Consider the following 25,704-nt stretch of genomic DNA (forward strand, 5'->3'; position numbering starts at 1 on the left):
GTCCGGCGTCCCCATGTCGTGGCCCTCAGACCGCTGCTTCCGCCCGTCGCTGCAGTACGCCGATGGGGGGAGCCCAGCGCGCGTCGCGCGGTTTCTTGGACGTGACCAGGGTGATGTCGGCCGGTTCGAACACCTCCACGTTGTGGGTGATCGGCGTCGTCAACACGTACTGCGCGCGGGTGGATTTCAGAAAATGGCCGACCAGCTGGATATTGCGCACGTCCAGGTGGGCGAAGGGCTCGTCGATGAAGACGAAGCCGCCGGACATGTCATCGTCCTTGAGCAGGCCGACCAGCAGGATCAGGGACTTGATCACCTGCTGGCCGCCCGAGGCCTCGCCGTCGTTCAGGCCGATGCGGCCCTTGCCGTCGAAATTGAAGCTGACCTTCAGTTCGGCCTGGCGCAGCACGGTGTCGTCGTTGTCCAGGTGGGGCAGATCGGCGATGACTTCGACGCCGGCCAGGGTGCCCAGGTCGGTGATGTTCTTGCGGTAGCGGCGCACCGTGGCACGCAGCACGTCGATGTAGCGCTCGCGGGCGTTGCCCACAGCCGTGGCCGCCGCCGCGTTGCGTGCCTTGCAGGTCTCCAGTCGGGCCGCCTGGTCGCCGACGGTGGTCTGCATCAGGAACTGCTTTTCTTCGACAGTGCCGTCGGTTTCCCACTGGCCTTCGGCCAGTTCCCGTTCCAGGGTCTCGGCACGCAGCCTGGCCTGGGTCGCATTCTGGTAGTGCGCCAGCAAGGTGTGCAGTTTTTCGAGGCTGATCCAGTGCGCGGGAAATCGCCGTTTCAGTGTGTGCGATGCCGCTGCCCGAGTGCGCTGTTCCTCGCGCCGCGTCTGCCATTCGCGTGCGGTGCGCTCGGCCTCGCGTTCACCTTCGGACAGGCGCTGCTGCAGGCTGTCATAGCGGTTGCCGGCACGCGTCTGTTCGATGAGGGCGTCTTTGTGGGCTTCCTCCAGGGATTGCCAGCGTTCGCCGGCCTCGATGCGGGCCTGTTTCAGGGTGGGCCATTGCTGGCGCGCCCGTTCGAATTCTTCGCTGCGCTGGATCAGCGTCTCGGCGGCGCGGTGGCCTGCGCCTGCCTGACGTGCGGCCTCGAGTTCGCGGCGCAAGGTCCTGTCCTGTTGCGCCAGGTCGGTCAGTTGCTCATCCAGTTGCGCCAGTTGACGCCGCAATGCGTCGGCGCGTGCGGTGAGCGCGGCAGCGCCGAATTGATGTTCGGCCGGATCGACCCAGGCACTGCGCCCGCCCCGGCGGTCACGCCAATAGGCCTGGGGGGTGATCCATTCGCCGCCTGCCCGGGCGCCGGCCTGAGTGTCGGCAACGCGCCGGATCTGGGCCAACTGGTGCAGCAGCCAGTTGGGGGCCGTATCGGCAAAGCGCAGCACGGCCAGCAGGCTGTCGGCCGGGGGCGTCGCGGGGGCGTGTTCGGCCTCGGCCACCAGGTAGTGCCGGTAGCGTTCCTTTTCGGCCAGGGCCATGGCACGGCCCTCGTCCTGGGGGTCATGCAGCACCACGACCCAGCGCGCGGCGCGCAGCACGCCTTCGGCGGCGGCCCGCCAGGACTCGTCGGTGATCTCGATGACGTCGGCCATGAGGTGATGCGCGATGTCCTGCTGACGCAGGGTGCGCTGAAAGCGCTGGACTTCGGGTGGCATGGGTGCCTGACGCTGCCCTTGCAGGCCCTCCAGGGCCGTGCGGGCCTGGGTGCGCCGGTCGCTGGCGGCGTGCCAGCGGCGGTCCAGTTCGGATTTCCGGGTTTCCAGTTCGCGGACACGTTCGGCCAACTGCGCCGCATCGCCTTCGATGGCGGCCAGTTTCTGCAGTTCGTCGGCCTGCTTGACCAGGTCTTCCACGGGCCGTTCCGCGTCACGAGCCTGGCGCTGCGCGGCCTGGGCCTGATCCTTGTCCTTTTCCAGCGCGCCGACGCGGGCTTCCGCCGTCTGGCGGGCTTCCAGCAGGGCCAGCAGCCGGGCCCGATCCTGGGTGCGCTGGCGCAGGTGAGCCGCATGCTGCAGGCGCTGGCGCCGCAGTTCGTGCAGGCGCTGGGTCACCTCGCGCCGATTCTCATGCCATTCCAGCACCGGCACGACTTCGGTGGCCAGTTCTTCGCGTTCGCGCAGCCGCATCTGGTACTGGCGGTATTGAGTGACGCGGGTTTCCAGTTCGGCCAACTGGGCGCGACCGTGCGCCAGTTCGCGGTCGGCCACTTCGACCTCGGCTTCCTGTTCGCGCAGATGACGGCGGGCTTCTTCGTAGCGGTCCAGCACTTCCTGGTCACCGAACACGTCGAAGACCAGGCGCAGCAGTTCCTTGGGCGAGTATTCGCACAAGCGGTCAGTCTGGCCTTGTTCCAGGGCCAGCACGCGAGCGATAGCCCGCGACAGCCCGGCGCCTTCCAGGCGCTTGCGCCAGTGCTCGATGCCCAGCCAGTCCTTGTCCGGCGACTGGACCAGGGTTTCAATGGGCACGTCGCCGTCGGCCATCAGATAGCGGCGCTGCCAGTCGCCTCCATTGCGGTCGATGCGGCAGGCCAGCGTCACCTGATCCGCGTACAGCAGGTTGCGGGCGAACGGCCGGCTGGAGGTCTGACGGCCGTGCGGCCGGTTGTCCACCACGGCTCGCAGCCAGGTCGTGTCGGCGTTGGCATGGCGCGCGTAGGTCTTGTAGTTGCGTCCGCCCGAGCAGTCCAGACCCAGCAGGGTGCGCATGGCATCGAGCAGCGTCGTCTTGCCGGAGCCGTTGGGGCCGGCCACGGTGATGATGGCGCCGTCCAGCGGCAGTGTCAGGCGCTGGCAGTAGTCCCACTGCAGCAGTTCCAGGGATTGCAAGTGAAACATCAGTCCTCGTCCTCCGCGTGCAGGTCGGCGCCGGGCGCCTCGGGTTCGATCGACTTCTGGTCCGGCGTGCTCGGCTCCGATTGCGCCTGCCGCCGTGCGCGCGCCAGCACGTCACCCAGCGCGCCTTCCAGGATGCGCGGCGCCAGCGCGTCGTAGTCCAGCAGCAGGTCCAGTAGCGGTCCTTCGCCGATGTCGTCGCCTTTGCGCACGATGAAGCCCCGGGTCTCCAGGCGTTTCAGATTGCCGTCCATGCGGGTCTTGCGGCCCAGTTGCAGACCAAAATCGGCCAGCAGCGCCTTGTACGACACCACCGGGCTGACGCTGGCCGCGCTGGGGATCGGGCGTTCGGTGGTGAACATTTCCGTCTGTCCTTCGGTCTGCGCCGTCGCGGCGCGGGCCGCCTGGCGCTCGCGCTTGGGCAGCACGATCAGCGACCACAGCAGCACCAGCAGCGAGACCGCGTCGCGCGGCAGGCGGGCGTTGTTGTTGGCGTTCAGGCCGGTCTCGCCGAAAACCGCCGTTTCGGCGCCGCGCAGCAGGGCCACGCAGACGTGGTCGGCGTGGATGTTGTCGACCAGGCGCAGGCCCGACAGGGCCAGGCGGTCCTGCACCGTCTGCCACAGTTCGGCGTCGATCAGTGCGCGGCGGACGCGCGGGTGTCGCCGGGGCAGCCAGCGGCTGGCCAGCAGTTCGGCGATCAGCAGCGCGGCGTCGTCCAGGGGTTCATGCATGGGATTCATCCGGGGAGTCGGGTTCCAGGGTGCCGACACTGATGAGGGCAACGTAGGGGTCCTGTGCAGGCTGGAGTTCCGGCTGCAGCGTGGCGCGCCAGGGTGAACGCGCCAGATCGCCGGTCAGACCCCGCAGGGCGCGCGCCTGTTCGTCGCCCAGCAGCGGCAGCAATTGCATCCGGTAGGCTGCCTGGGCGTAGCGGCCGCCCAGCACTGCGTCCGTGACGGGGTGGGCGAGTGGCGGCGCGTCGGGTGGCGCGGCCTCGGTCCAGCGGGCCAGTTGCCCGATCAGGGTTTCCAGTTCTTCCGGCATGCGCAGGGCTTCCAGCGTGCCGGGTTCGGCCTGGGCGGCAGGCGGGAGGCCTTGCACGCGTTCCGGGTCGGGGCGGTCGCGGTCGAATTCCGCCTCGGCCACGTCGATCAGTTCGTGGCCGCTGACGAAGACGGGATGGAGGCTGGCCGACAGGGTTTCGCCCAGCAGTTCGTGCAGATCGCCGCGCGCCTGCAACCACTGGCGGACGTCGGAACTGGTGATGCCGGTGCTGCCGAGCGTGATGCGGCGGCGGTCGGCCTGTTGCAGCGCGCGTGTGAACTGGCTGGCCATTGACAGCAGGCGTGCCTGGCCTCGCCCCAGGGCGCGCGCTTCGCGTTCCAGGCGCGGGTCGTCATGGTCGCCACGGATCAGCGCCGTCAGGGCCTCTCCGGCCTGTTCGACCAGGTGCAGGGCGCGTTCGAAGCGCGGCTGGGCGTCCCGCAGGCGGGCTTCCGAACCGCTGGCGATCACATCGGCGAATTCGTCGTAGCGCCGTGCCAGTTGGGCGTGCAGGTGCTGGATCTGGCCAGCGTCGGACAGGCCCAGCGCCTGGGCGCCGGCTACCTGGGCCAGCATGGCCGCCATCTCGTCGTCTTCGCCTGCGCTGCGCGCCAGCGGTGCCAGCAGGCCTTGCAATTGCTGGGCGAGTGTGGACAGGTGGTAGTCCTGCGCGGTGGCGTCCCAGACCAGCAGATCCAGGTCGCGCAGCCGCTTGAGTGTGGCGTCCAGCGACTCGGGCCTGAGGCTGAAGAACAACTGGTTCAGGTCTTCCCGCTGCAGCCGGCCCTGGGGCAGGGCGGCCAGTTCCAGGAACACCCACAAGCGCAGCCGGGCCGTCGCCTGGCCGCCCGACAGCAGGCCGCGCAGGGCGTCCAGGATCTCCAGCCGCTGTCCCAGCAGCCAGGCGAGCGGCGCTTCGGCCGCGAACGCAGGATCGCGGAAATGGCTTTCGAATGAGCCAGTGTCGTGTTCTTCGTGGAGAGGCTGGAAATCCATGACGGAACCCGGCGAAATTATTTGCCGGGGACAGAGTGGGCAGGGAGGCGGTGGCCGTAAAATGTACCATGCACTCCGGGTCAGCCGGAGGCCATACGAAGACGAATAGGGAAAACAGGATGTGCGGTTTGGTGGGGTTTCTGGCCGGCGGCCACTGGCGTGAGGTGCGTGAAGCCGCCGCCGTTCTGGAGCGCATGGCCGACACCATCGTGTTGCGTGGGCCGGACGACTCCGGCGTCTGGGCCGATGGTTCGGGTATCGGACTGGCCCATCGGCGTCTGTCCATCCTGGATCTCTCGGCAGCGGGGCACCAGCCCATGACCGGTCCCTCGGGACGCCACGTGATCGTCTTCAACGGCGAGATCTACAACCATCTGGACCTGCGCCGCGAACTGGAGCAATCCAGCCAGGCACCGATCTGGCGCGGCCATTCGGATACCGAAACACTGCTGGCGGGCTTTGCGGCCTGGGGCATCCGGGCCACGGTGGAACGCTGCATCGGCATGTTTGCCTTTGCCGCCTGGGATACGCAGACGCGCGTGTTGACCCTGGGACGGGACCGCCTGGGCGAAAAACCCCTGTACTACGGCTGGCAGGGCGCCGGGGACGAGGCGTGCTTCCTGTTCGGTTCCGAGCTCAAGGCGCTGCGGGCGCATCCGTGCTGCGGGGCGCAGATCGATCGCGACGCCCTGTGCCTGCTGATGCGGCACAACTACATTCCGGCGCCGCATTCCATCTACCAGGACATTTTCAAATTGCCGGCGGGCTGTCTGCTGACGGTGTCGCTGGATCGGCGCGAACCGTCGGTCGAAGCCTATTGGTCGCTGGCCGATGTCGCTGTATCCGGCAATCGTGCGCCGTTCACCGGCTCCGACCAGGAAGCCACCGACGCGCTGGAGGACCTGCTGAAGTCCGCCGTGCGCCAGCAGATGCTGGCCGACGTGCCGCTGGGCGCCTTTCTGTCCGGGGGGATCGATTCATCCACCGTCGTGGCGTTGATGCAGGCTCAGTCCGCACGGCCGGTCAAGACCTTTTCCATCGGCTTTCACGAACCGGGCTACAACGAGGCCGAGCACGCCCTGGCGGTCGCCCGGCACCTGGGCACCGAGCATACCGAGCTGTACGTCACCGCCGAGCAGGCGCGGGACGTCATCCCCCGGTTGCCGGACCTGTACAGCGAACCCTTCGCCGATGCCTCGCAGATTCCGACCTTCCTGGTGTCACAACTGGCGCGCCGGCATGTCACGGTCTCGCTGTCGGGTGACGCGGGCGACGAGTTGTTTGCCGGCTACGGCCGCTACGTGCGCAACAGCCGGCATTGGGACCGGATCTCCCGCCTGCCACGCGGCCTGCGGGCACTGGCGGCCGGAGGCATCCGCACGCTGTCGCCGCAGGCCTGGGACACCGTGCTCGGGCCGCTGCGCCCGCTGTTGCCCGGGTCGCTGCGCGCCGCGCCCGGTGAAAAACTGCACCAGGGCGCCCGCAAGCTGGCTGCCCGGCGCATCGACGATCTGTACCTGCAATCGATCTCCCGCTGGGAGCCGGCAGGTCTGGTGATCGGCGGGCACGAACCCGCGACCTGCCTGAATGGCCGGCCGCTGCCGCTGGAGGGCCTGAGCGGCATCCAGCGTCTGATGGCCCTGGACGCCATCACCTACCTGCCCGACGATATCCTGGTCAAGGTCGACCGTGCCGCCATGGGCGTGTCCCTGGAGGGCCGCGTGCCGTTCCTGGACCACCGGGTGGTGGAATTCGCCTGGCGGATTCCGCTGTCCATGAAACTGCGCGACGGCACGGCCAAATGGATCCTGCGGCAGGTACTGTACAAGCACGTGCCCCGCGCACTGATCGAGCGGCCCAAGAAAGGCTTCAGCGTGCCCGTCGGCGACTGGTTGCGTGGCCCGCTGCGCGATTGGGCGGAAAGCCTGCTGGACGAGTCGCGCCTGCGGCAGGAAGGCTTCTTCGATCCTGCGCCGATCCGGCAGACCTGGGCGGAACACCTGTCCGGACGCCGCAACGCGCAGTACCACTTGTGGGGCGTGCTGATGTTCCAGGCGTGGCTGGAGAACAGCCGGGGAGCTTCCGCCTAAGGCGCGTTCAGGTCGTTGTGCCGGGTTTCCTTGACGAACAGCAGGCCCACGACCAGCGTCATCACGCATACTGCGATCGGATACCACAGGCCATCGTACATATTGCCGGTGGTGGCCACCGTGGCGAAGGCCACCGGGGGCAGAAAGCCGCCGAACCAGCCGTTGCCGATGTGATAGGGCACGCTCATGGACGTGTAGCGGATGCGCGTGGGGAACATTTCCACCAGCATGGCAGCGATCGGGCCGTAGACCATGGTGACCTGCAGCACCAGGAAGAACAGCAGCAGCAACACCATGGTGAAGTTGATCTGCGACGGGTCGGCATAGGCAGGGTAACCGTGGGAGCGTACCGCCTGGCGCAGATCGTCCTGCAGCTGCGCGTTGCGGTGGGCGAATTCGGCCCGGGGCAGCGACGTGCCGTCGAAGGAATCGATGCGCTGATCGCCCACCAGGGCATAGGCGACGGTGCCTTCGGGGGCCGGCTGGTTGACGTAGTGGACCGAGTGGCTCGCCATGAAGGTCTTGAGCAGATCGCAGGCATTGGTGAAGGACGCGATGCCCACCGGATTGAACTGCAGCGAGCAATCCTCCGGGTCGGACACGACGTACACCGGAGCCTGATTCTGGGCGCGTTCCAGGGCAGGGTTGGCGTAGTGGGTCAGACCTTTGAACACGGGAAAGTAGGTCAGGGCGGCAATCAGGCAGCCGGCCATGATGATGGGCTTGCGGCCGATCCGGTCCGACAGAGCGCCGAACACCAGAAAGAACGGGCAGGCCAGCAGCAGGGCCAGCGCCACCAGGATGTTGGCGATGTTGGCTTCCACGCCCAGGGTCTCGGTCAGGAAATACAGGGCGTAGAACTGGCCGGTGTACCAGACCACGGCCTGGCCTGCCGTCAGACCGATCAGGGCCAGCAGGATCAGGCGCAGGTTGCGCCAGCGCCCGAAGGCTTCCTTGATGGGTGCGCGTGAGACCAGGCCTTCGCTTTTCATGCGCGTGAAGGCGGGTGATTCGTGCAGGCGCAGACGAATCCAGACCGAGATCACCAGCAGCAATACGGAAATCAGGAACGGCACGCGCCAGCCCCAGGCGTCGAAGGCCTCCTGGCCCAGCGTGGCGCGGGTGCCCAGGACCACGACCAGCGACAGAAACATGCCGGTGGTGGCGGTGGTCTGGATCCAGCTGGTGAAAAAGCCGCGCCGGCCCTGCGGGGCGTGTTCGGCCACGTAGACGGCGGCGCCGCCGTACTCTCCCCCCAGCGCCAGACCCTGCAGCAGGCGCAGCAGCAGCAGGATCATGGGGGCAGCCGTGCCGATCGAAGCCGACGAGGGCAGCACGCCCACCAGAAAGGTGGACAGGCCCATGATCAGGATCGAGACCACGAAGGCGTACTTGCGTCCGACCATGTCGCCCAGCCGGCCGAACACCAGCGCGCCGAAGGGCCGTACGGCGAAGCCGGCGGCGAAGGTCAGCAGGGCGAAGATGAAGCCCGCCGTGGGATTCAGGCCGGAAAAGAAGTGCTGGGCGATGACGGCTGCCAACGAGCCATAGACGTAGAAGTCATACCATTCGAAGACGGTGCCCATCGAGGACGCCAGGATGACGCGGCGTTCCTCGTGGGTCATGGGACGATTGGCGTCTTCCATGGGATCGTGCGGTATGGGGCGGGCTCGGTTCATGATCGGGTCCTGGGCGCATCGTCGCGAGGAAAGGAAACACGCAGCCGGGTGCCGGCGCTGACCGGATCGCGGTGGTTGCCGGGCGGTAGAAAGGCAATGGTGGCGTGGTGGTGTTCGGCGACCTCGCGCACGATCGCCAGGCCCAGGCCGCTGCCCTCGGCACCGTGGCCGAGAATGCGGTAGAAACGGTCGAAGACCCGGGATTGCTCGTCGGGCGGGATGCCGGGGCCGGAGTCCTGGACTTCGAGGCAGACCCGGTCGCCCTCGGGCAGGGCGCGCACAGTGACCTGGCCGCCCGGGGGCGTGTAGAGCAGGGCGTTGTCGATCAGATTGTTCAGCAGCTCACGGATCATCACCGCGTTGCCGAAGGTCGGCAGGACCTCGCCGGGGGATTCGAATCCCAAGTCGATGTGTCGTCGCAGAGCGGTCTCGACCCATTCCAGGGTGACGGCTTCGGCCAGGGGCAGCAGGTCCAGCAATTCGGTGGTGCGCGGCTGGGTGGGGTCGATGGATTCCGCCCGCGCCAGCAGCAGCAACTGGTTCACCAGCCGGGTAGCACGCTGGGATCCGGTGATCAGTTGCTGCAGGCTGTCGCGCATGCGTTCCGGCTCCTGCTCGCGCAGGGCCAGCTCGCATTGGGTGCGGATACCGGCCAGCGGGGTCTTGAGCTGATGGGCGGCGTTGGCGACGAAGCGCCGCTGGGAGTCAATAGAGTCCGATAGGCGCTGCAGCACGTTGTTCATCGAGGCGATCAGCGGCACGATCTCTGACGGCGCCAGATCGTCGCGGATGGGCGACAGGTCGTTGGGCTTGCGTCGCCTCATGTGTTCCTGGAGCAGGCTGAGCGGCTCCAGGCCCTGAGTCAGGCCCAGCCCGGCCAGCATGGCAGCCAGCGGCAGGATGATGAGCTGGGGCGTCAGCATGCCGGTCAGGATTTCCTGCTGCAGCGTGGCGCGCGCTTCGGCCGGTTCCGCCACCACCGCCAGAAAGCCGGTGCCGTCCTGGTCGCGTCCGCCCCAGATGTAGGCCATGCGGATGGACTGGTGGTTCTGCGTCGCGTTGCGAAAGCGGATCTGGTCGATGTCGTAGCCCCAGTTTTCCGGGGTGGGGATTCCAGGGTCGCCCGCCAGCAGGTGGCCGTTGGCGTCCAGGATCTGCCAACTGGTGGCGGATTCGTCCGCGCCGCCGGCCAGCACCGTGCGGGCTGATTCGGACAGCGTCACCCCTTGGGCCAGACGCTGCTGCTCGACCTCGTGGCGCAGCAGGCGCAGATGGCTCGACAGCGTCCGGTCGTAGGGCGAGTTGGCGATGTTCAGGGAAATGAAGTAGGTGATGACGATGCCGATCGACCACAGGACGAACAGCGGCACGATCATCCACAGCAGGATGCGGCCCAGCAGGGTCGCGTGCCGGCGGCGGGGCCGGTGCGGTACCGGATCGGCGAACATGGCGGGGCGCGCGTCAGCCGACGTCCGCCGTGTCCACCGGTATGGCGCGGCTGTCGGGCTCCAGGCAATACCCCAGGCCGCGCACGGTCAGGATGTGGACGCCGGCCGGTTCGATCTTTTTACGCAGCCGGTGGATGTAGACCTCGATGGCATTGGTGGTGACTTCTTCGCCCCACTCGCACAGCAGATCCACCAACTGGTGTTTGCTGATCATGCGGCCGCTGCGTGACAAAAAAATTTCCAGCAGGCTGGTTTCGCGGGCGGACAGTTCGATAGCGTTGTCGTCGATGGTGGCCACGCGGCCGTTCAGGTCGAAGGCCAGGCGTCCATGGCGCAGGACGGACGCGCGCGCACCGCCGTGGCGGCGGATCAGGGCGCGCACGCGGGCTTCCAGTTCGCTGAGGGCGAAGGGCTTGGACATGTAGTCATCAGCCCCCAGATCCAGGCCTTCGACGCGCTGTTCGATGGAATCGGCGGCCGTCAGGATCATAACGGGCAGGGGGGTGCTGCGCTGGCGCAGCTTGCGCAGCACGGACAGGCCGTCCAGGCGCGGCAGGCCCAAGTCCAGGATCAGGAGGTCGAAGGTCTGCAATTGCAGGGCGGAATCGGCGCTGGAGCCGTCGTTGACGACGTCCACGGCATAGCCTTCGTAGCGCAGCGATCGGGACAGCCCGTCCGCGAGAATGCTGTCGTCCTCGGCAATCAGGATACGCATGGCGGGAATGACATCCAGGGGGCACAGGGGAAGACGGGCACCAGAGGTTCTCTCATGACCCGAACTGCCGCCATTTTGACATGCGCGGCGCGGTAGGGTCATCTAGGGTAAACGATGGCGCAGCGTGGCGTGATGTGGCGCCTGGGGCCGAACAGGCGCCTGGGCCGATGCGCCTGGCTGCGGCAGAATTGACGTATCTGTATTTTTATACAGTATAATTTAATGCAATAATTTCCCGAATCCCGCTGCTGCCACCCGGACCGGATCGGCCGGCCATGGCCCGTGCAGCTTGTCTCTCAATAGGAACTCCCTCATGGATGAACGCTCCGGCAAGGCCAACCCCGAACGCGCCAAGGCGCTGGCCGCCGCGCTGTCGCAAATCGAAAAGCAGTTCGGCAAGGGCTCGATCATGCGCTATGGCGACAACCAGGTCGAACACGACATCCAGGTCGTGTCCACTGGGTCCCTGGGGCTGGACATCGCCCTGGGCGTCGGGGGCCTGCCGCGCGGCCGTGTGGTCGAAGTCTACGGGCCGGAATCCTCCGGCAAGACCACGCTCACCCTGCAGGTCATCGCCGAAATGCAAAAGATCGGCGGCACCTGCGCCTTCGTGGACGCCGAACACGCGCTGGACGTCCAGTACGCTGGGCGCCTGGGCGTCAATCTGGAAGACCTGCTGATCTCCCAGCCCGACACCGGCGAGCAGGCCCTGGAAATCACCGACGCCCTGGTGCGCTCGGGTTCGGTCGACCTGATCGTGATCGACTCGGTCGCCGCGCTGGTGCCCAAGGCCGAAATCGAGGGCGACATGGGTGACTCGCTGCCCGGCCTGCAGGCCCGCCTCATGAGCCAGGCTCTGCGTAAACTGACCGCCACGATCAAGCGCGCCAACTGCATGGTGATCTTCATCAACCAGATCCGCATGAAGATCGGCGTCATGTTCGGCAACCCCGAAACCACCACGGGCGGCAACGCGCTGAAATTCTATTCTTCCGTGCGCCTGGATATCCGCCGCATCGGCTCGATCAAAAAGGGCGACGAGGTCGTTGGCAACGAAACCCGCGTCAAGGTCGTCAAGAACAAGGTCGCCCCGCCGTTCAAGCAGGTCGAATTCGACATCATGTACGGCGCGGGTATTTCGCGTGAAGGCGAAATCATCGATCTGGGCGTGCAGGCCGGCATCGTCGACAAGTCCGGTGCCTGGTACAGCTACAACGGCGAACGCATCGGCCAGGGCAAGGACAACGTCCGCGAATACCTCAAGGAACACGCGGACATGGCCTTCGAGATCGAAAACCGCGTGCGCGAACAACTGGGCATTGCCCTGCGGGCTACGCCTGCCGCCTCTGCCTCTGCCGCTGCCGCTGCCGATGGGGAATAGGTCCGGCGACGGGTTCAGCACCGTGTTCGGCGACGATGACTCGTCGTCGGACGGTGAAAACCCATCCGGACGAGGCTCGGGGGCCAGGTCTGGTTCCGGTCTCAGCCTGAAAGCCCGGGCCGTGGCCTATCTGTCCCGGCGGGAACATTCCCGCCAGGAATTGCGTCGCAAGCTGTCCGCCTGGTGCGACGACCCGGCCGCCATCGAGGCCGTACTCGATGACCTGGTGCGCGAACACTGGCAGTCCGACCAGCGTTACGCTCAGGCGTATGCCCACCGCGTTGCTGCCCGCCAGGGCACGCAACGCATCCTGGGCGCCCTGCGCCAGCAGGGGTTGGCCGACGAACAGTTGGCTGATCTGAAAGATGGGTTGCGCGCCTCCGAGGCCGAGCGCGCGCATGTCGTCTGGCATCGTAAATTCGGCCAGCCGCCCGCCGATCCCCGTGAATATGCGCGGCAATACCGTTTCATGGCGGGGCGAGGGTTCTCAGTGGATTGCATCCGGCGTCTGCTGGACAGCCGTGGCGCTGTCAACCCGGATGATCCGGCGGCGGATGACGAACAGGACTGAATCGGGGCCGGACTGAATCCCTGAGTCCGATGCCCGGCGGCGTGCTGTGAGGACTGCCTGGGGCTGTCTATCCTGCCGCCCGGATTCCCGGCAAGGTCTCGAAGCAGGTGCGCCGCGCCTGCTCCAGGAAAGCCTGGACGTAGGCTGTTTCTGCGTCTTCGGTGCGGATGCCGGCCTGCAAGGTGCGCCAGATCCCCGATCCCAGGCGGCAGATTCGTAGTCCCGGCAGATTCTTGTACTCGTCCAGCGCCCAACTGGGCAGTGCGGCCACGCCCCGGCCACTGGCGACCAACTGCACGATCATGGGCGTCAATTCCGCCGTGCGCACGGCGGCGGGCTCCACGCCGGCCGGATCCAGAAACGTCGTGTAGACGTCCAGCCGGCTCCGGTCGACCGGATAGGTGATCAGGATCTGGTCGGCCAGGTCTTCCGGCCGGATCCGGTCGGCCGCGCCCAGCGGCCCCTGGCTGGCGGCCGCCAGCACCAGTTCGTAGGAAAAGAGCGGCGTGTAGTCCACCGATTCCAGCGGTTCGGGGTCGGAGGTGATGACCACGTCCAGATCGCCACGCGCCAGGGCGGGCAGAGGAGCGAAGGAAAACGCCGCCGACAGGTCCAGCGAGACTTCCGGCCAATCCTTGCGGAACGTGTCCAGGGTGGGCATCAGCCACTGAAAGCAGGAATGGCAGTCGATGGCGACGTGCAGACGTCCGGCACGGCCGGCGGCCAGGCGGCGCAGTTCCAGCTCTGCCGCGCGAATGCGCGGCAGCACGTCCTCGGCCAGCGCCACCAGCCGCAGGCCCGCCGTGGTCAGGCGGGCAGGGCGGGTGCGACGGTTCAGCAGCGGCGTCTTCAACCGTACTTCCAGGTCACGCAACTGATGCGACAGGGCCGACTGAGTCAGGTGCAGCCTTTCGGCGGCCTCTTGCAGGCTGCCGCCATCGCGGATGGCCAGCAGGGTTTCCAGGTGGCGAACCTCAATCATGAATTTCTCTCATGTTATCCGTGCGGGATTTGATTTTTTATTTTTCATGTCAGAAGGCAGAATGTCGATCATTGAATAATTTTAATGTTATCAGGATTAATAATGACGATCATTCATAATCTGGGTTTCCCCCGCATCGGTGCCACCCGGGAATTGAAGCGCGCCCAGGAAGCCTATTGGGCCGGCAAGGCCGACCTGGACAGCCTGCAGGCCACGGGCCGTGAACTGCGGGCCCGCCACTGGGCGATCCAGGCCGACGCCGGCGCGCAATGGGTGCCCGTCGGCGATTTCGCCTGGTACGATCAGATTCTGGAATGGACCACGCTGCTGGGCGCGGTGCCGGCGCGCTTCGGCCAGGCGGACGATGCCCCGGTGGAACTGGACACCCTGTTTCGCATGGCACGCGGCCGGGCTCCGTCGGGCACGCCGGCAGCAGCCTGCGAAATGACCAAGTGGTTCGACACCAACTATCACACCATCACCCCCGAGCTTCATCCCGGCCAGACCTATCGCATCGCGCGTGACTCGCTGTTCGAGCAGGTGGCCGAGGCCCAGGCGCTCGGCCACCGTGCCCGCCCGGTGATCCCGGGGCCGCTGACCTGGCTGTGGCTGGGCAAGGGGGATGCCTACACGGGCGGTGCCGCTGACGCCGCCAAGCTGGATCTGCTGCCCGGCCTGTTGGCTGTCTATGAACAGGTATTGCAACGCCTGGCTGCCCAGGGGGTGGAGTGGGTGCAGATCGACGAGCCCATTCTGGTGCTGGATCTGCCGCAGACCTGGCGCGAGGCGCTGGCCGGTGTTTATGCCCGCCTGACGGCGCAGGGGGCCAAGGTGCTGCTGGCCACCTATTTCGGCGGCGTCGAGCACAATCTGGATGTGATCCAGACCCTGCCGGTGCAGGGGCTGCACGTGGATCTGGTGCGTGTCCCGGGCCAGCAGGCGGCCGTGCTGGCCGCGCTGCGTGACGACCAGGTACTGTCTCTGGGCGTGATCGACGGGCGCAACGTCTGGCGTGCCGACCTGGACCGCATCCATGCACAGGTTCGCTCGGCGGCTGGTCGCCTGGGCGACCGCCTGTGGCTGGCACCTTCTTGCTCGCTGCTGCACACGCCCATCGACCTGAACCTGGAAACCGCGCTGGACAATGAGTTGCGTAGCTGGCTGTCCTTCGCCGTGCAGAAGCTCGACGAATTGCGTTTGCTGCGGACCTTGGTGGACGGCAACGCTGACGAGCGCGACCAGCAGGCGTTGGCGGCCGCTCGCCAGGCCGTGCGCGACCGCGCGGCGTCCAGCCGCATCCATCGCAAGGATGTGGCCGGGCGCCTGGCGGCCTCGGCTTCGGTGCGCCGCGACCGGGCGCCGTTTGGCCGGCGCATCGCCGCCCAGCAGGAACACCTGGGGCTGCCGCGCTATCCCACGACGACCATCGGCTCCTTCCCGCAGACACCGGAAATCCGCGCGCTGCGCCGCGACTGGCGTGCCGGGGTGCTGGGAGACGCCGCTTATGAGAAGGCGATCCGCGAGGAGATCGAGCGCGTGGTGCGCTTCCAGGAGGAAATCGGCCTGGACGTGCTGGTGCACGGCGAGCCCGAACGCAACGACATGGTGGAATATTTTGGTGAATTGCTGGCCGGCTTTGCTTTCACCGCCTACGGCTGGGTGCAGAGCTACGGCTCGCGCTGCGTCAAGCCGCCCCTGATCTATGGCGACGTGGCGCGCCTGGCACCCATGACCGTGGCCTGGTCGGCCTACGCGCAGTCCCTGACCGACAAGCCGGTCAAGGGCATGCTGACCGGTCCGGTGACGATTCTGCAGTGGTCCTTCGTGCGCGACGACCAGCCGCGCGAACAGACCTGCCGCCAGATTGCCCTGGCCCTGCGCGACGAGGTCCAGGATCTGGAGCAGGCCGGTGTGACCGTGATCCAGATCGACGAACCGGCCATCCGCGAAGGCCTGCCGCTGCGGCGCAGCGACTGGGCCGCCTATCTGGACTGGGCGGTGGACAGCTTCCGCCTGTGCACCAGCGGTGTGCGCGACGATACGCAGATCCACACGCACATGTGCTATTCAGAGTTCAACGACATCATCGAGGCGATCGCGGCGATGGACGCGGACGTGATCACGATCGAGACCTCGCGCTCGAATATGGAACTGCTGGGGGCGTTCGAGAATTTCGCCTACCCGAACGACATCGGTCCCGGGGTCTATGACATCCATTCACCCAACGTCCCGCGCGAGGACTGGATGGTGGACCTGATGCGCCGTGCCGCCCGGCGCCTGCCCGTCGAACGGCTCTGGGTCAATCCGGACTGCGGCCTGAAGACGCGCGGCTGGCCGGAAACCCGCGCGGCGCTGCAAGCCATGGTGCAGGCTGCCCGGACGCTGCGCGAAGCGGCTTGAGCGGGCAAGACAGGGGGCGGGGCCGGGGCCTGAGTGCTCGATATAAGCGTGGGTTTATACAGGGTATATAATCGAAAGGTTTCACGAATTTCGGCCTTTCCGTCCCCCATGCCCTTGTCCGATCCGGCGTGTCCACGCCGTCCCGTCCATACGCGTTCCATTCGCGTCGATTCCTATGCCCGGGATGACGGGCTATGGGACCTGGAAGCCGAACTCGTCGACACCAAAACCTACGATTTTCCGGTCCGCGGGGGCGGCGTCCATCCTGCGGGCGCGCCGGTGCACCATATGTGCCTGCGCATCACCATCGACGATCAATTCACCATCACGGCCGCCGAGGCCGCCTACGAAGCCGCGCCCTATGGCGAATTCTGCAGCGCCATCGCGCCGGAATACGGCGATCTGGTCGGCCTGAATCTGCTCAAGCAGTTCCGCCAGCGCGTGCGCGAGCGCTTCGGCCGCACGGCCGGCTGTACCCACGTGACGGAACTGACCAATGTGCTGCCCACCGTGGCGGTGCAGACCATGGCCGACCGCCGGCGGAAAGCCGACACCGGCGACCGTCCGTTTCAACTGGATGGCTGCCATGCCTTGCGCCTGGACGGTCCTGTGGTACGCATGCATTATTCCCCCTGGTACGTCCCCGCCGAGGCGTCTGAAACCGAGGCAAAATCCGATGAAAGCTAGCGTGCTCCGGGGCGCTGGCCGGATGGCGATCTTGGACCGGTCCGTCGAAGCGACGGGCCGACGGCTTTCTTTTTTTTCACTGACAGGTAACTCATGAAAATTCACGAATATCAAGGCAAGGAATTGCTGAAGAAGTTTGGCGTGACTGTCCCGCGCGGCATTCCCGCGTTTTCGGTCGAAGAGGCCGTGGCGGCAGCCGAAAAATTGGGTGGTCCTGTCTGGGTCGTCAAGGCGCAGATCCACGCCGGCGGGCGCGGCAAGGGCGGCGGCGTGAAGGTCGCCAAGTCGCTGGACGACGTCCGCACCCTGGCTGGTCAGATCCTGGGCATGCAGCTGATCACGCACCAGACCGGTGCCGAGGGTCAAAAAGTGCGCCGCCTCTACATCGAGGACGGCGCCGACATCCAGAAGGAATACTACCTGTCCGTCGTGACCGATCGCGCCACGCAGAAAGTGGCCTTCATCGCCTCCAGCGAAGGCGGTATGGACATCGAGGAAGTCGCCCATTCCACCCCCGAAAAGATCATCACCGTAATGATCGACCCGCTGCAGGGCTTCACCCAGGCCGATGGCGAAAAACTGGCCAAGGGCGTCGCCATGCCGGCCGATTCCGTGGCCCAGTTCATCGACGTGTGCAGCAAGCTGTACGCCTGCTATATGGAAACGGATGCTTCGCTGGTCGAGATCAACCCCCTGAACCGCGACAGCAAGGGCAACGTCATCGCCCTGGACGCGAAGTTCAACTTTGACTCCAACGCGCTATATCGCCACCCCGAGATCGTCGCCTACCGCGATCTGGACGAAGAAGATCCCGCCGAAATCGAAGCCAGCAAGTTCGATCTGGCCTACATCCAGCTCGACGGCAACATCGGCTGCCTGGTCAACGGCGCCGGTCTGGCCATGGCGACGATGGACACCATCAAGCTGTTCGGCGGCGAGCCGGCCAACTTCCTGGACGTCGGCGGCGGCGCCACGGCCGAAAAGGTCACCGAAGCCTTCAAGATCATGCTCAAGAACGACGGCGTGAAGGCCATTCTGGTCAACATCTTCGGCGGCATCATGCGCTGCGACGTGATCGCCGAAGGCGTCATCGCCGCCTGCAAGGCCGTGAACCTCAGCGTGCCGCTGGTCGTGCGCATGAAGGGCACCAACGAAGAGCAGGGCAAGAAGATGCTGGCGGCCTCGGGCCTGCCCATCATCAGCGCCGACACCATGGCCGAAGCCGCGACCGCCGTTGTCGCCGCCGCGAAATAAGCACCACAGGGAATAGAACATGTCGATTCTGATCAACAAGGACACCAAGGTCATCACCCAGGGGATCACCGGCAAGACCGGTCAGTTCCACACCCGCATGTGCCGCGACTACGCCAACGGCCGCGCCGCCTTCGTGGCCGGCGTGCACCCGAAGAAGGCGGGCGAGGACTTCGAGGGCATCCCCATCTACGCCTCCGTGAAGGACGCCAAGCAGGCCACCGGCGCGACCGTGTCGGTCATTTACGTGCCGCCTGCAGGTGCCGCCGCCGCCATCTGGGAAGCCGTCGAGGCGGATCTGGACCTGGCCATCTGCATCACCGAAGGCATCCCCGTGCGCGACATGCTCGAAGTCCGCAACCGCATGCGCGCCGAAAACCGCAAGACCCTGCTGCTGGGCCCCAACTGCCCGGGCCTGATCACGCCCGACGAAATCAAGATCGGCATCATGCCGGGCCACATCCACCGCAAGGGCCGCATCGGCATCGTCAGCCGTTCCGGCACCCTGACCTACGAAGCCGTGGCGCAAGTCACGGAACTGGGCCTGGGCCAGTCCAGCGCGGTCGGCATCGGCGGCGACCCGATCAACGGCCTGAAGCACATCGACGTGCTGCAGATGTTCAATGACGACCCGGATACGGACGCCGTCATCATGATCGGCGAGATCGGTGGTCCCGACGAAGTCAACGCGGCGCAGTGGGCCAAGGACAACATGAAGAAGCCCGTGGTCGGCTTCATCGCGGGTGTCACGGCGCCTCCGGGCAAGCGCATGGGCCACGCCGGTGCCCTGATCTCGGGCGGTGCCGACACGGCCGACGCCAAGCTCGAAATCATGGAAGCCTGCGGGATTCGCACCACGCGCAATCCCTCGGAAATGGGCAAGCTGCTCAAAACCGTGCTGTAATAAATGGCTGGCACCGGATCGATCCGTCCGGTGCCGATCGCCTAGGATGAGCCTGGACGTGGAATAGTCTCTGCGGACTATTCCACGCCTGACGAATCGGAGCGGCATGCAAGCCGCGACGTGGGCACCGCCACTCTGCGGGCCTTTTTTTACCGCCGGGCCGCCCCAAGGTAAAAGCGCCCCCATGGGGGCCGCAAGCCCGAAGGGCGCGGCGTGGGGGTCTTTTCATTTGCTGCGCCTGATGAACATGAAACGTCCTACCTTGCTGCAGGGCCTGGCCATTCTGGCCGCCATCGGCCTGCTGCTTCGTCTGCTGCTTTCGAGGTACACCGCATGACCGCCGTTCCGGCCCCTCGCACTCTTGTGATCGCCACCCGGGCCAGCCGTCTGGCACTGTGGCAGGCTCATCATGTCCAGGCCCGCCTCCAGGCCCTGTATCCCGGTTGTCGCGTCGAGCTGTTGGAAATGACCACGCGCGGCGACCAGATCCTGGACCGCACCCTGTCCAAGGTCGGCGGCAAGGGCCTGTTCGTCAAGGAACTCGAAACCGCGCTGCTGGATGGCCGTGCGGATCTGGCCGTGCATTCTCTCAAGGACGTGCCGGTCGATCTCACGGTGCCGTTCGCCCTGTCCACCATCATGGAACGGGCCGATCCCTGTGACGCGCTGGTGTCCAACACGGCGAGCTCGCTGGATGAACTGCCGCCGGGCGCGATCATCGGCACTTCCAGCCTGCGCCGCGAGTCTCAGTTGCGCGCCCGTTATCCCCATCTGGTGGTCAAGCCGCTGCGCGGCAATCTGGATACCCGGCTGGGCAAGCTCGACCGGGGTGACTACGCCGCCATCGTACTGGCCGCTGCCGGCCTGCAACGCCTGGGGCTGGCCGATCGCATTCGCGCCACTTTGCCGGTGGAACTGAGCCTGCCGGCGGCCGGGCAGGGTGCGCTGGGCATCGAAATCCTGGCCGACCGGACCGATCTGCGCGATTGGCTGGCACCGCTGGCTTGCGGCGAAACCACGGCCTGCGCCGTGGCCGAGCGCGCCGTGTCGCGCACGCTGGGTGGGTCCTGCCAAGTGCCCCTGGCGGCGCACGCCGTCTTGCGGGACGGCCGTTTGCATTTGCAGGCGCTGGTGGCCGAGCCCGATGGCAGCCGCATCCTGCGCGCCGAGGCTGAAGGTGCGCCCGGGGACGCCGACACGCTGGGCGCTGCGGTCGCCCAGGACCTGCTCGGCCAGGGGGCGGATGCGATCCTGGCTCGCCTGTCCGAACCTGCCGCCTCCTGAGCGCTGGCTGGATGGACCTGAGCGCCCCGGTCGTGCTCACGCGTCCCGAGGGGCGCAATACATCGCTGGCCTGCGCCCTGCGCGCCGCCGGTTTGACCGTGATCGAGGCGCCGGCCCTGGCGATCGAACGGCTGGACACCGCCGTGCCAGTCTTGCAGGACGGGGATTTGTGCATCTTCGTCAGCCGTCAGGCGGTGGACGCCTGCTTCGACGGCCGTGCTGCCGTGCCCTGGCCGGCAGGTGTCCGGGCAGCAGCCGTGGGGGCAGCGACTGCGCAGGCCTTGCGCGACCACGTGCCGCCGGACTCGATCCTGGCGCCGCACGAGGACGCATCCCCCGATTCAGAGTCGCTGCTGGCCGTCATCGAAGCGGCCCATCTGCCGCCGGGCTGCGCTCACGTTTTCAGAGGGCAGCGGGGGCGTGACTGGCTCGCGCAGGCACTGCAGGCGCGTGGCTGGCAGGTGGCTTTTCATGCGCTGTACCGGCGCAGCCCCGTGATCTGGGATCGCGCCACGTGCGACGTCCTGGCCGGACCGGCTGTGTGCACGCTGCTGCTGACCAGCCCCGAGGCCATCGACGCCGTGGACGACAGCCTGCGTCGGCAGGGCCTGGGCTGGCCGTCGGTCCTGCGGGTCGTCACCCTGCACGAGCGGATCGTGCGGCGTTTACAATGCCTCTATGCCGACCGCCCTGCGGGCGCGCTCGCGGTGCGCCTGAGCGCGCCCGATGAGGCCGCCTTGTTTCAGGCTATATTGGCATCTGCGAGATCAGCCTAGAAGGACCCGTACGCGACCATGACCGATACCGACCACAGCTCGCCCGCACAGACTTCCGCCCCGGAGACGCCCGCTTCGGCGCTGGCCACGGCCCAGGCCGGGGCAGGGCGGTCACGGTCGGGGGGCTCTGTCCTGGCGGTGGTCCTCTTGATCGTACTTGCCCTGGTGCTGGGGGGCGCGCTGTACTACCAGAACCGTGAATACCGCACCGTGCGCGCCGATCTGCAGCAGCAGCATCAGCAAAGCGTCCAACTGGTCCAGGAAACCCGTGCCCAGGCGGATCAGGCTCTGTCCCTGGTCCAGGCGCAGACTGCCCGGCTGCAGGAACTGGGCCGTGCCCTGGAGACCACCTCCGCTCAGGTCCAGGAGCTCGACCAGGCTCTGCGGATGATGACGGACAGCGGCTCGGACCTGCTGCTGCTCAACGACATCGACCACCTGGTCACCATCGCTCAGCAGCAGCTTGCCCTGGGCGGCAACGTCGCCAACGCGATCATTTCTCTCGAAGCCGCGCAGGCCCAACTGGCGCGGGCCAATCGTCCCGGACTGGCGGCCTTGCAGCAGACGATCAACGGCGACCTGGATCGCCTGCGCGCCGTGGCGACCATCGATCTGCCGGCCCTGACGGCACGGATCGACCGCCTGTCCAACCTGATCGGGACTGCGCCTCTGCTGGTGCCGGACGCTGCCGGGCATCCGGCCGCTCCGGCCGCTCCGGCGCCGACGCCTGAAACTCCCGCCGCGCCCCAGTCCTCGACGGAACCCGCCCCCGAGGGGTGGCGCGCCATGGCCGCCGAGGCCTGGCACTGGACGCGGGACGCGGCCGGCCTGGTATCGCAGGATCTGCGCAGCCTGTTCGACGTGCGCCGGGTGGACGATGCCGCTGCCTTGCTGATGTCGCCCGACCAGGCTCTGCGCTTCCGCGAAGTGTTGAAGCAGCGGGCCGTCACTGCCCAACTGGCCTTGATGATGCACCAGTCGCGCATCTGGCAGACTGAACTCGAACAGCTCTCCGCAGCGATCGACCAGCGCTACGACATGCGCGCCGAATCCGCGCGCGAGGCCCTCAAGATCGCCCGCGAACTGCGCGACACCGCGATCGAGGTCAGGCTGCCGACGGTGGACAACAGCCTGGCCGCGATCGCCGCTGCCCGGGACGCGGCCGAAGAAGACGAGCAGGACGGCAACACGCCCGATGACTCTGGCCCGGACGATGCGGCTTCGGCGGTACGGTCACCTGCCGGAGCGCCTGTCGGCGCCGGCACGGTCTGAGGGGCGCGCGATGCGATCCTGGATCTGGACCCTGATTCTGTTCGCGGCCGCCGTGGCGCTGGCCCTGGTGTTGCGTGAACACGGCGGCAACGTCCTGATCGTCGCCCAGCCGTGGCGCATCGAATTGTCCCTGTCGCTGGCCGTCGTGCTTGCGCTGGTGGCCTTTCTGGCGCTGCACTGGCTGCTGCGTGCGTTGAACTGGCTGGGCACCAGCCCCGGCCGGCTGCGCGCCTGGCGCGGGCGCCGCGCCCAGAAGCGTGACGTCGAACTGCTCGAGCGCGGCTGGATCAACGTGCTGGAAGGCCGTTACGTCCAGGCGGAAAAAGACCTGTCCAACCTGCTGTCGCGCACCCGTTCGGCCGACCGCAAAGTGCTGGCCGGGCTCAGTGCGGCGCGCGCCTTGCACCTGCTGGGTGAAACCGCGCGGCGCGACCAGGTCCTGCGGCTTGCCCAGGAAGGCGCCGGCCAGGATTCCCGCCTGCGCCAGGCCGTGGATACCGTGACGGCGGAAATGTACCTGGACCAGAATCGCGCCGAAGAGGCTCTGGTTCTGCTCGAACCCCTGCAGGACGCCTCGTCGCGTTTTTTGCACGGCACGCGTCTGCTGCTGCGCGCCCATCGTCAATTGGGCCATGCGGATCGCGTGTACCAGCTCACGCGCCTGCTGCTGCGTCGGGGTGCCATCGATGAAACCCAGGCGCACCAGTTCATCCGCGAATCGACGGCGCAGCGTCTGTCCCAGGTCGAGGAATCCGGCTGGAGCGCCATCTGGGGCGACCTGAGCGCCGACGAGCGACTGGATTCCGACGTGGCGTTGGCCGGTGCCCAGGTCCAGGCACGCCTGGGCCATCCGGCCGAATCCGCCCGTATCCTCGAGGCCGCTCTTGGCCGTCGGATGGACGATCGCCTGCTGCGGCTCTACGCCCATTGCGATGCGACCCAGGCAGGTCAGCGTATCGGGCATGCCGAATTGTGGCTGAAGTCCAATCCCGACCATCCCGGCCTGCTGGCGGCGCTGGGTCAGCTTTGTCTGGCGGCCCAGCTCTGGGGGCAGGGCGAGCACTATCTGGAGCGCAGTCTGGCGCTGCGCGCCGACACTCATATCCACGCGCTGTTGGGCAATCTGCATGACGCCATGGGCCATCCCGATCAGGCACTGCGCAACTGGCGTTTGGCCTGCCAGGCGGCAGACAACGAGATTCCCGTCATCGCCCGCCTGCTGCCAGCCGCCGACACACGTGGCGATCCCCGCTTTGACGCTGCGGCCGCTGCGGCCGATCCGACGCCCGACGCGCCGCCGCTGGTCACCTCGTATGCCGCCAGCGGTGTCTACGTCCAGGACGAGACCGGCGCCGACGTGATGCCTGTCTCCGCACCGCCCCCTCAAGCGCCGGCTGCCGCTGCCGCGCCAGCGCACGTCTCTGCCGAGGACGAATACTTCGACACGGCGCCCATTCCGGGGGTGGATATGTCCCAGACCTCGGACGGCAGTGCGCGCAGGTAGCTATTTTCTGGCTGAATTTCTGTCTGAACCCATCCAATCCGAACCTACCAAGGAACTTCATGAGCCTAGATCGAGTGCCGGCCGGCGATAAGCTGCCCGAAGAATTCAATGTCGTGATCGAAATCCCGATGAATGCGGACCCGGTCAAGTACGAAGTCGACAAGGCCAGCGGCGCCGTGTTCGTGGACCGCTTCATGCTGACCGCCATGCACTATCCCTGCAACTACGGCTACATTCCCCAGACCCTGTCGGAAGACGGCGATCCGGTGGACGTGCTGGTGATCGCGCCGTTCCCGGTGCAGGTCGGCTCGGTGATCCGCTGCCGTGCCCTGGGCGTGATGAACATGGAAGACGAAGCCGGCAAGGATGCCAAGCTGCTGGCCCGTCCGGTCGACAAGCTCTACCCGCCGTACCGCCACATCGACTCGACGGCGGATCTGCCTGCCGAAGAATTGCAGCGTATCCAGCATTTCTTCGAACACTACAAGGATCTGGAAAAGGGCAAGTGGGTCAAGGTCCAGGGCTGGTCGGGCCTGGACGCCGCCAAGCAGGAAATCCGTTCCTCCGTCGAGCGCTACGAGCAGACCAAATGAGTGAAACCGTGATCCCTCGCCCCGAAGCGGCCACCGTGGCCGTTCAGGGCACGACGGCCCGCTTTCCCGTGCGGCGCATCTATTGCGTCGGCCGCAACTACGCGGAACACGCGCGGGAAATGGGTGATTCCGGGCGTGAGCCGCCGTTTTTCTTCGCCAAGCCCGCCGATGCCGTCCTGAACGTCGCCGAGGGCGCCGAAGGTGTGCTGCCGTACCCGCCGCTGACCCAGGATCTGCACCACGAGATCGAACTCGTCGCTGCGCTGGGTTCGGGCGGCCGTGACCTGACCCCCGAGCAGGCAGCCGCCTGCATCTGGGGCTACGCCATCGGCCTGGACATGACGCGCCGTGACTTGCAAGGCGCCGCGAAGAAAGCCGGCCGCCCCTGGGAAACCGGCAAGGCCTTCGACCATGGCGCGCCCATCGGGCCGCTGCATCCGGTCGCGTCCACCGGTGCGATGGCGAAGGGTGCGATCACCCTGTCGGTCAACGGCCAGCCGCGCCAATCAGGCGATCTGTCGGACATGATCTGGTCGGTGCCGGAAGCCATCGCCTACCTGTCCACCCTGTTCGAGCTGAAGGCGGGCGACCTGGTCTACACCGGCACGCCGGCCGGGGTCGGCGCCGTCGTGGTCGGCGACCGGCTCGAAGGCGCCATCGAGGGGCTGGGTACTTTGCGCGTGCGCATCGGCTGATGCTTCCGCACCGTCCGGCCTGATCCGCTCAGGAAAGGTTCGGACGGTGAACTGGCGCGGTCCTGCACGCAACGGATTGCGGGCAGGACATTTCCAGCCAGGACGGGAAGTGCGAATAGGCGGGCCGGCGAGGGCCGGGCACACTGGGCTCCATCCCCCTCCCGGAGCTCGCCATGTCCTCTTTTCTTCGCCTGTCGCGCCGCATCCGTCCGTCTGCCGGCCGTATCCGCCGTATCCTGCCCGGTGCGCCGTCCTCTGGCGCCGTGCGCACGCCGCTGCGGCCGGGCGTCACGAACGTGCCTGCGCTGCTGGTGCCCAAGCCGGGTTCGGCCGATCGGGCTGCAGCGCAGCGCGGTCAGGCGATCGTCGAATACGTCATCGTCGTCGCCCTGGTGGCCGTCGCCGCGATCGCGGTCTATCAGTTGTTCGGCCAGGTGATTCGCGCCCAGACGGCAGCCATGGCGCGCGAGATCGCCGGCGAGGACGGTTCGGAACAGTCCCGCATCGCTCAATCGGCGGCTGAATCCGCCGCCGCCCAGGCGGCCGCCAAATCGCTCAAGTCCTTTACCGGCAACGCTGCGGCGGGGCAGTGA

21 protein-coding genes are annotated in these 25,704 nt (G+C 66.8%); 14 read left to right on the top strand and 7 right to left on the bottom strand.

Going from position 1 to position 25,704, the window contains the following annotated elements; translation table 11 throughout:
• Nucleotides 1-25: 25 nt before the first annotated feature.
• The 3 genes from WA983_RS02390 to WA983_RS02400 are packed head-to-tail and all read right to left on the bottom strand — an operon-like array spanning nt 26 to nt 4,879.
• The gene (locus WA983_RS02390; RefSeq protein ID WP_424248942.1) at nt 26-2,839 is read right to left on the bottom strand and encodes an ATP-binding protein; all 2,814 of its coding nucleotides are present in this window, start codon (nt 2,837-2,839) and stop codon (nt 26-28) included.
• Nucleotides 2,839-3,570 (bottom strand): hypothetical protein, encoded by a 732-nt coding sequence (locus tag WA983_RS02395; RefSeq protein WP_424248940.1) that lies wholly within the window; start codon nt 3,568-3,570, stop codon nt 2,839-2,841. Before WA983_RS02395 ends, WA983_RS02390 begins: the two co-directional genes overlap by 1 nt.
• Nucleotides 3,563-4,879, bottom strand: coding sequence for a hypothetical protein (locus WA983_RS02400; protein ID WP_424248938.1), 1,317 nt, complete (start codon nt 4,877-4,879; stop codon nt 3,563-3,565). Before WA983_RS02400 ends, WA983_RS02395 begins: the two co-directional genes overlap by 8 nt.
• A 119-nt stretch (nt 4,880-4,998) precedes the next feature.
• Here WA983_RS02400 and asnB point away from each other — a divergent pair, with 119 nt between their 5' ends.
• A complete protein-coding gene (gene asnB, locus WA983_RS02405) occupies nt 4,999-6,969 on the top strand; it encodes an asparagine synthase (glutamine-hydrolyzing) (RefSeq protein ID WP_424311550.1) in 1,971 nt (656 codons plus the stop codon).
• On the opposite strand, the gene WA983_RS02410 is transcribed toward asnB, so the two are convergent.
• The 3 genes from WA983_RS02410 to WA983_RS02420 are packed head-to-tail and all read right to left on the bottom strand — an operon-like array spanning nt 6,966 to nt 10,811.
• Nucleotides 6,966-8,594, bottom strand: coding sequence for an MFS transporter (locus WA983_RS02410; RefSeq protein ID WP_424248951.1), 1,629 nt, complete (start codon nt 8,592-8,594; stop codon nt 6,966-6,968). The two genes, asnB and WA983_RS02410, sit on opposite strands and share 4 nt — an antisense overlap.
• A gap of 50 nt (nt 8,595-8,644) precedes the next feature.
• Nucleotides 8,645-10,096: a sensor histidine kinase gene (locus WA983_RS02415; protein WP_424248934.1), complete on the bottom strand. Its 1,452-nt coding sequence runs from the start codon at nt 10,094-10,096 to the stop codon at nt 8,645-8,647.
• A gap of 13 nt (nt 10,097-10,109) precedes the next feature.
• The gene (locus WA983_RS02420; protein ID WP_424248932.1) at nt 10,110-10,811 is read right to left on the bottom strand and encodes a response regulator; all 702 of its coding nucleotides are present in this window, start codon (nt 10,809-10,811) and stop codon (nt 10,110-10,112) included.
• A 313-nt stretch (nt 10,812-11,124) separates the two neighbouring features.
• On the opposite strand from WA983_RS02420, the gene recA reads away from it, so the two are divergent.
• Both recA and recX read left to right on the top strand, forming a co-directional pair.
• On the top strand, nt 11,125-12,192 hold the full coding sequence (gene recA, locus WA983_RS02425) for a recombinase RecA (RefSeq protein ID WP_424248424.1): 1,068 nt from the start codon (nt 11,125-11,127) through the stop codon (nt 12,190-12,192).
• Nucleotides 12,193-12,313: 121 nt separating this feature from the next.
• The gene (gene recX / locus WA983_RS02430) at nt 12,314-12,763 is read left to right on the top strand and encodes a recombination regulator RecX (protein ID WP_424311551.1); all 450 of its coding nucleotides are present in this window, start codon (nt 12,314-12,316) and stop codon (nt 12,761-12,763) included.
• Nucleotides 12,764-12,830: 67 nt separating this feature from the next.
• Here recX and WA983_RS02435 read toward each other — a convergent pair whose 3' ends face one another.
• Complete coding sequence (locus tag WA983_RS02435; RefSeq protein WP_424311552.1) at nt 12,831-13,745, bottom strand: LysR substrate-binding domain-containing protein; 915 nt, start codon at nt 13,743-13,745, stop codon at nt 12,831-12,833.
• A gap of 102 nt (nt 13,746-13,847) precedes the next feature.
• Here WA983_RS02435 and metE point away from each other — a divergent pair, with 102 nt between their 5' ends.
• From metE to WA983_RS02490, 11 genes are all read left to right on the top strand, one after another.
• Nucleotides 13,848-16,145, top strand: a complete 2,298-nt coding sequence (gene metE, locus WA983_RS02440; RefSeq protein WP_424311553.1) for a 5-methyltetrahydropteroyltriglutamate--homocysteine S-methyltransferase — start codon at nt 13,848-13,850, stop codon at nt 16,143-16,145.
• A 108-nt stretch (nt 16,146-16,253) separates the two neighbouring features.
• On the top strand, nt 16,254-16,832 hold the full coding sequence (locus WA983_RS02445; RefSeq protein WP_424251419.1) for a DUF2889 domain-containing protein: 579 nt from the start codon (nt 16,254-16,256) through the stop codon (nt 16,830-16,832).
• A 93-nt stretch (nt 16,833-16,925) separates the two neighbouring features.
• Nucleotides 16,926-18,086 (top strand): ADP-forming succinate--CoA ligase subunit beta, encoded by a 1,161-nt coding sequence (gene sucC, locus WA983_RS02450; protein ID WP_424311554.1) that lies wholly within the window; start codon nt 16,926-16,928, stop codon nt 18,084-18,086.
• A 19-nt stretch (nt 18,087-18,105) separates the two neighbouring features.
• Entirely contained in the window at nt 18,106-18,987 is an 882-nt protein-coding gene (gene sucD / locus WA983_RS02455) for a succinate--CoA ligase subunit alpha (RefSeq protein ID WP_424251423.1), read from the top strand.
• 333 nt (nt 18,988-19,320) lie between these two features.
• The gene (gene hemC, locus WA983_RS02460) at nt 19,321-20,271 is read left to right on the top strand and encodes a hydroxymethylbilane synthase (RefSeq protein WP_424311555.1); all 951 of its coding nucleotides are present in this window, start codon (nt 19,321-19,323) and stop codon (nt 20,269-20,271) included.
• Between the two features lie 11 nt (nt 20,272-20,282).
• On the top strand, nt 20,283-21,047 hold the full coding sequence (locus WA983_RS02465) for a uroporphyrinogen-III synthase (RefSeq protein WP_424311556.1): 765 nt from the start codon (nt 20,283-20,285) through the stop codon (nt 21,045-21,047).
• 18 nt (nt 21,048-21,065) lie between these two features.
• Nucleotides 21,066-22,319, top strand: a complete 1,254-nt coding sequence (locus WA983_RS02470; protein WP_424311557.1) for a uroporphyrinogen-III C-methyltransferase — start codon at nt 21,066-21,068, stop codon at nt 22,317-22,319.
• 10 nt (nt 22,320-22,329) lie between these two features.
• Entirely contained in the window at nt 22,330-23,823 is a 1,494-nt protein-coding gene (locus tag WA983_RS02475; protein ID WP_424251431.1) for a heme biosynthesis HemY N-terminal domain-containing protein, read from the top strand.
• 59 nt (nt 23,824-23,882) lie between these two features.
• On the top strand, nt 23,883-24,416 hold the full coding sequence (gene ppa, locus WA983_RS02480; RefSeq protein ID WP_424251433.1) for an inorganic diphosphatase: 534 nt from the start codon (nt 23,883-23,885) through the stop codon (nt 24,414-24,416).
• Nucleotides 24,413-25,111: a fumarylacetoacetate hydrolase family protein gene (locus WA983_RS02485; RefSeq protein WP_424251434.1), complete on the top strand. Its 699-nt coding sequence runs from the start codon at nt 24,413-24,415 to the stop codon at nt 25,109-25,111. The genes ppa and WA983_RS02485 overlap by 4 nt, the downstream gene beginning before the upstream one ends.
• A gap of 311 nt (nt 25,112-25,422) precedes the next feature.
• On the top strand, nt 25,423-25,704 hold the full coding sequence (locus WA983_RS02490) for a hypothetical protein (RefSeq protein ID WP_424251443.1): 282 nt from the start codon (nt 25,423-25,425) through the stop codon (nt 25,702-25,704).

It is taken from the genome of Castellaniella sp., from assembly GCF_049650445.1.
Lineage (GTDB): Bacteria > Pseudomonadota > Gammaproteobacteria > Burkholderiales > Burkholderiaceae_B > Castellaniella.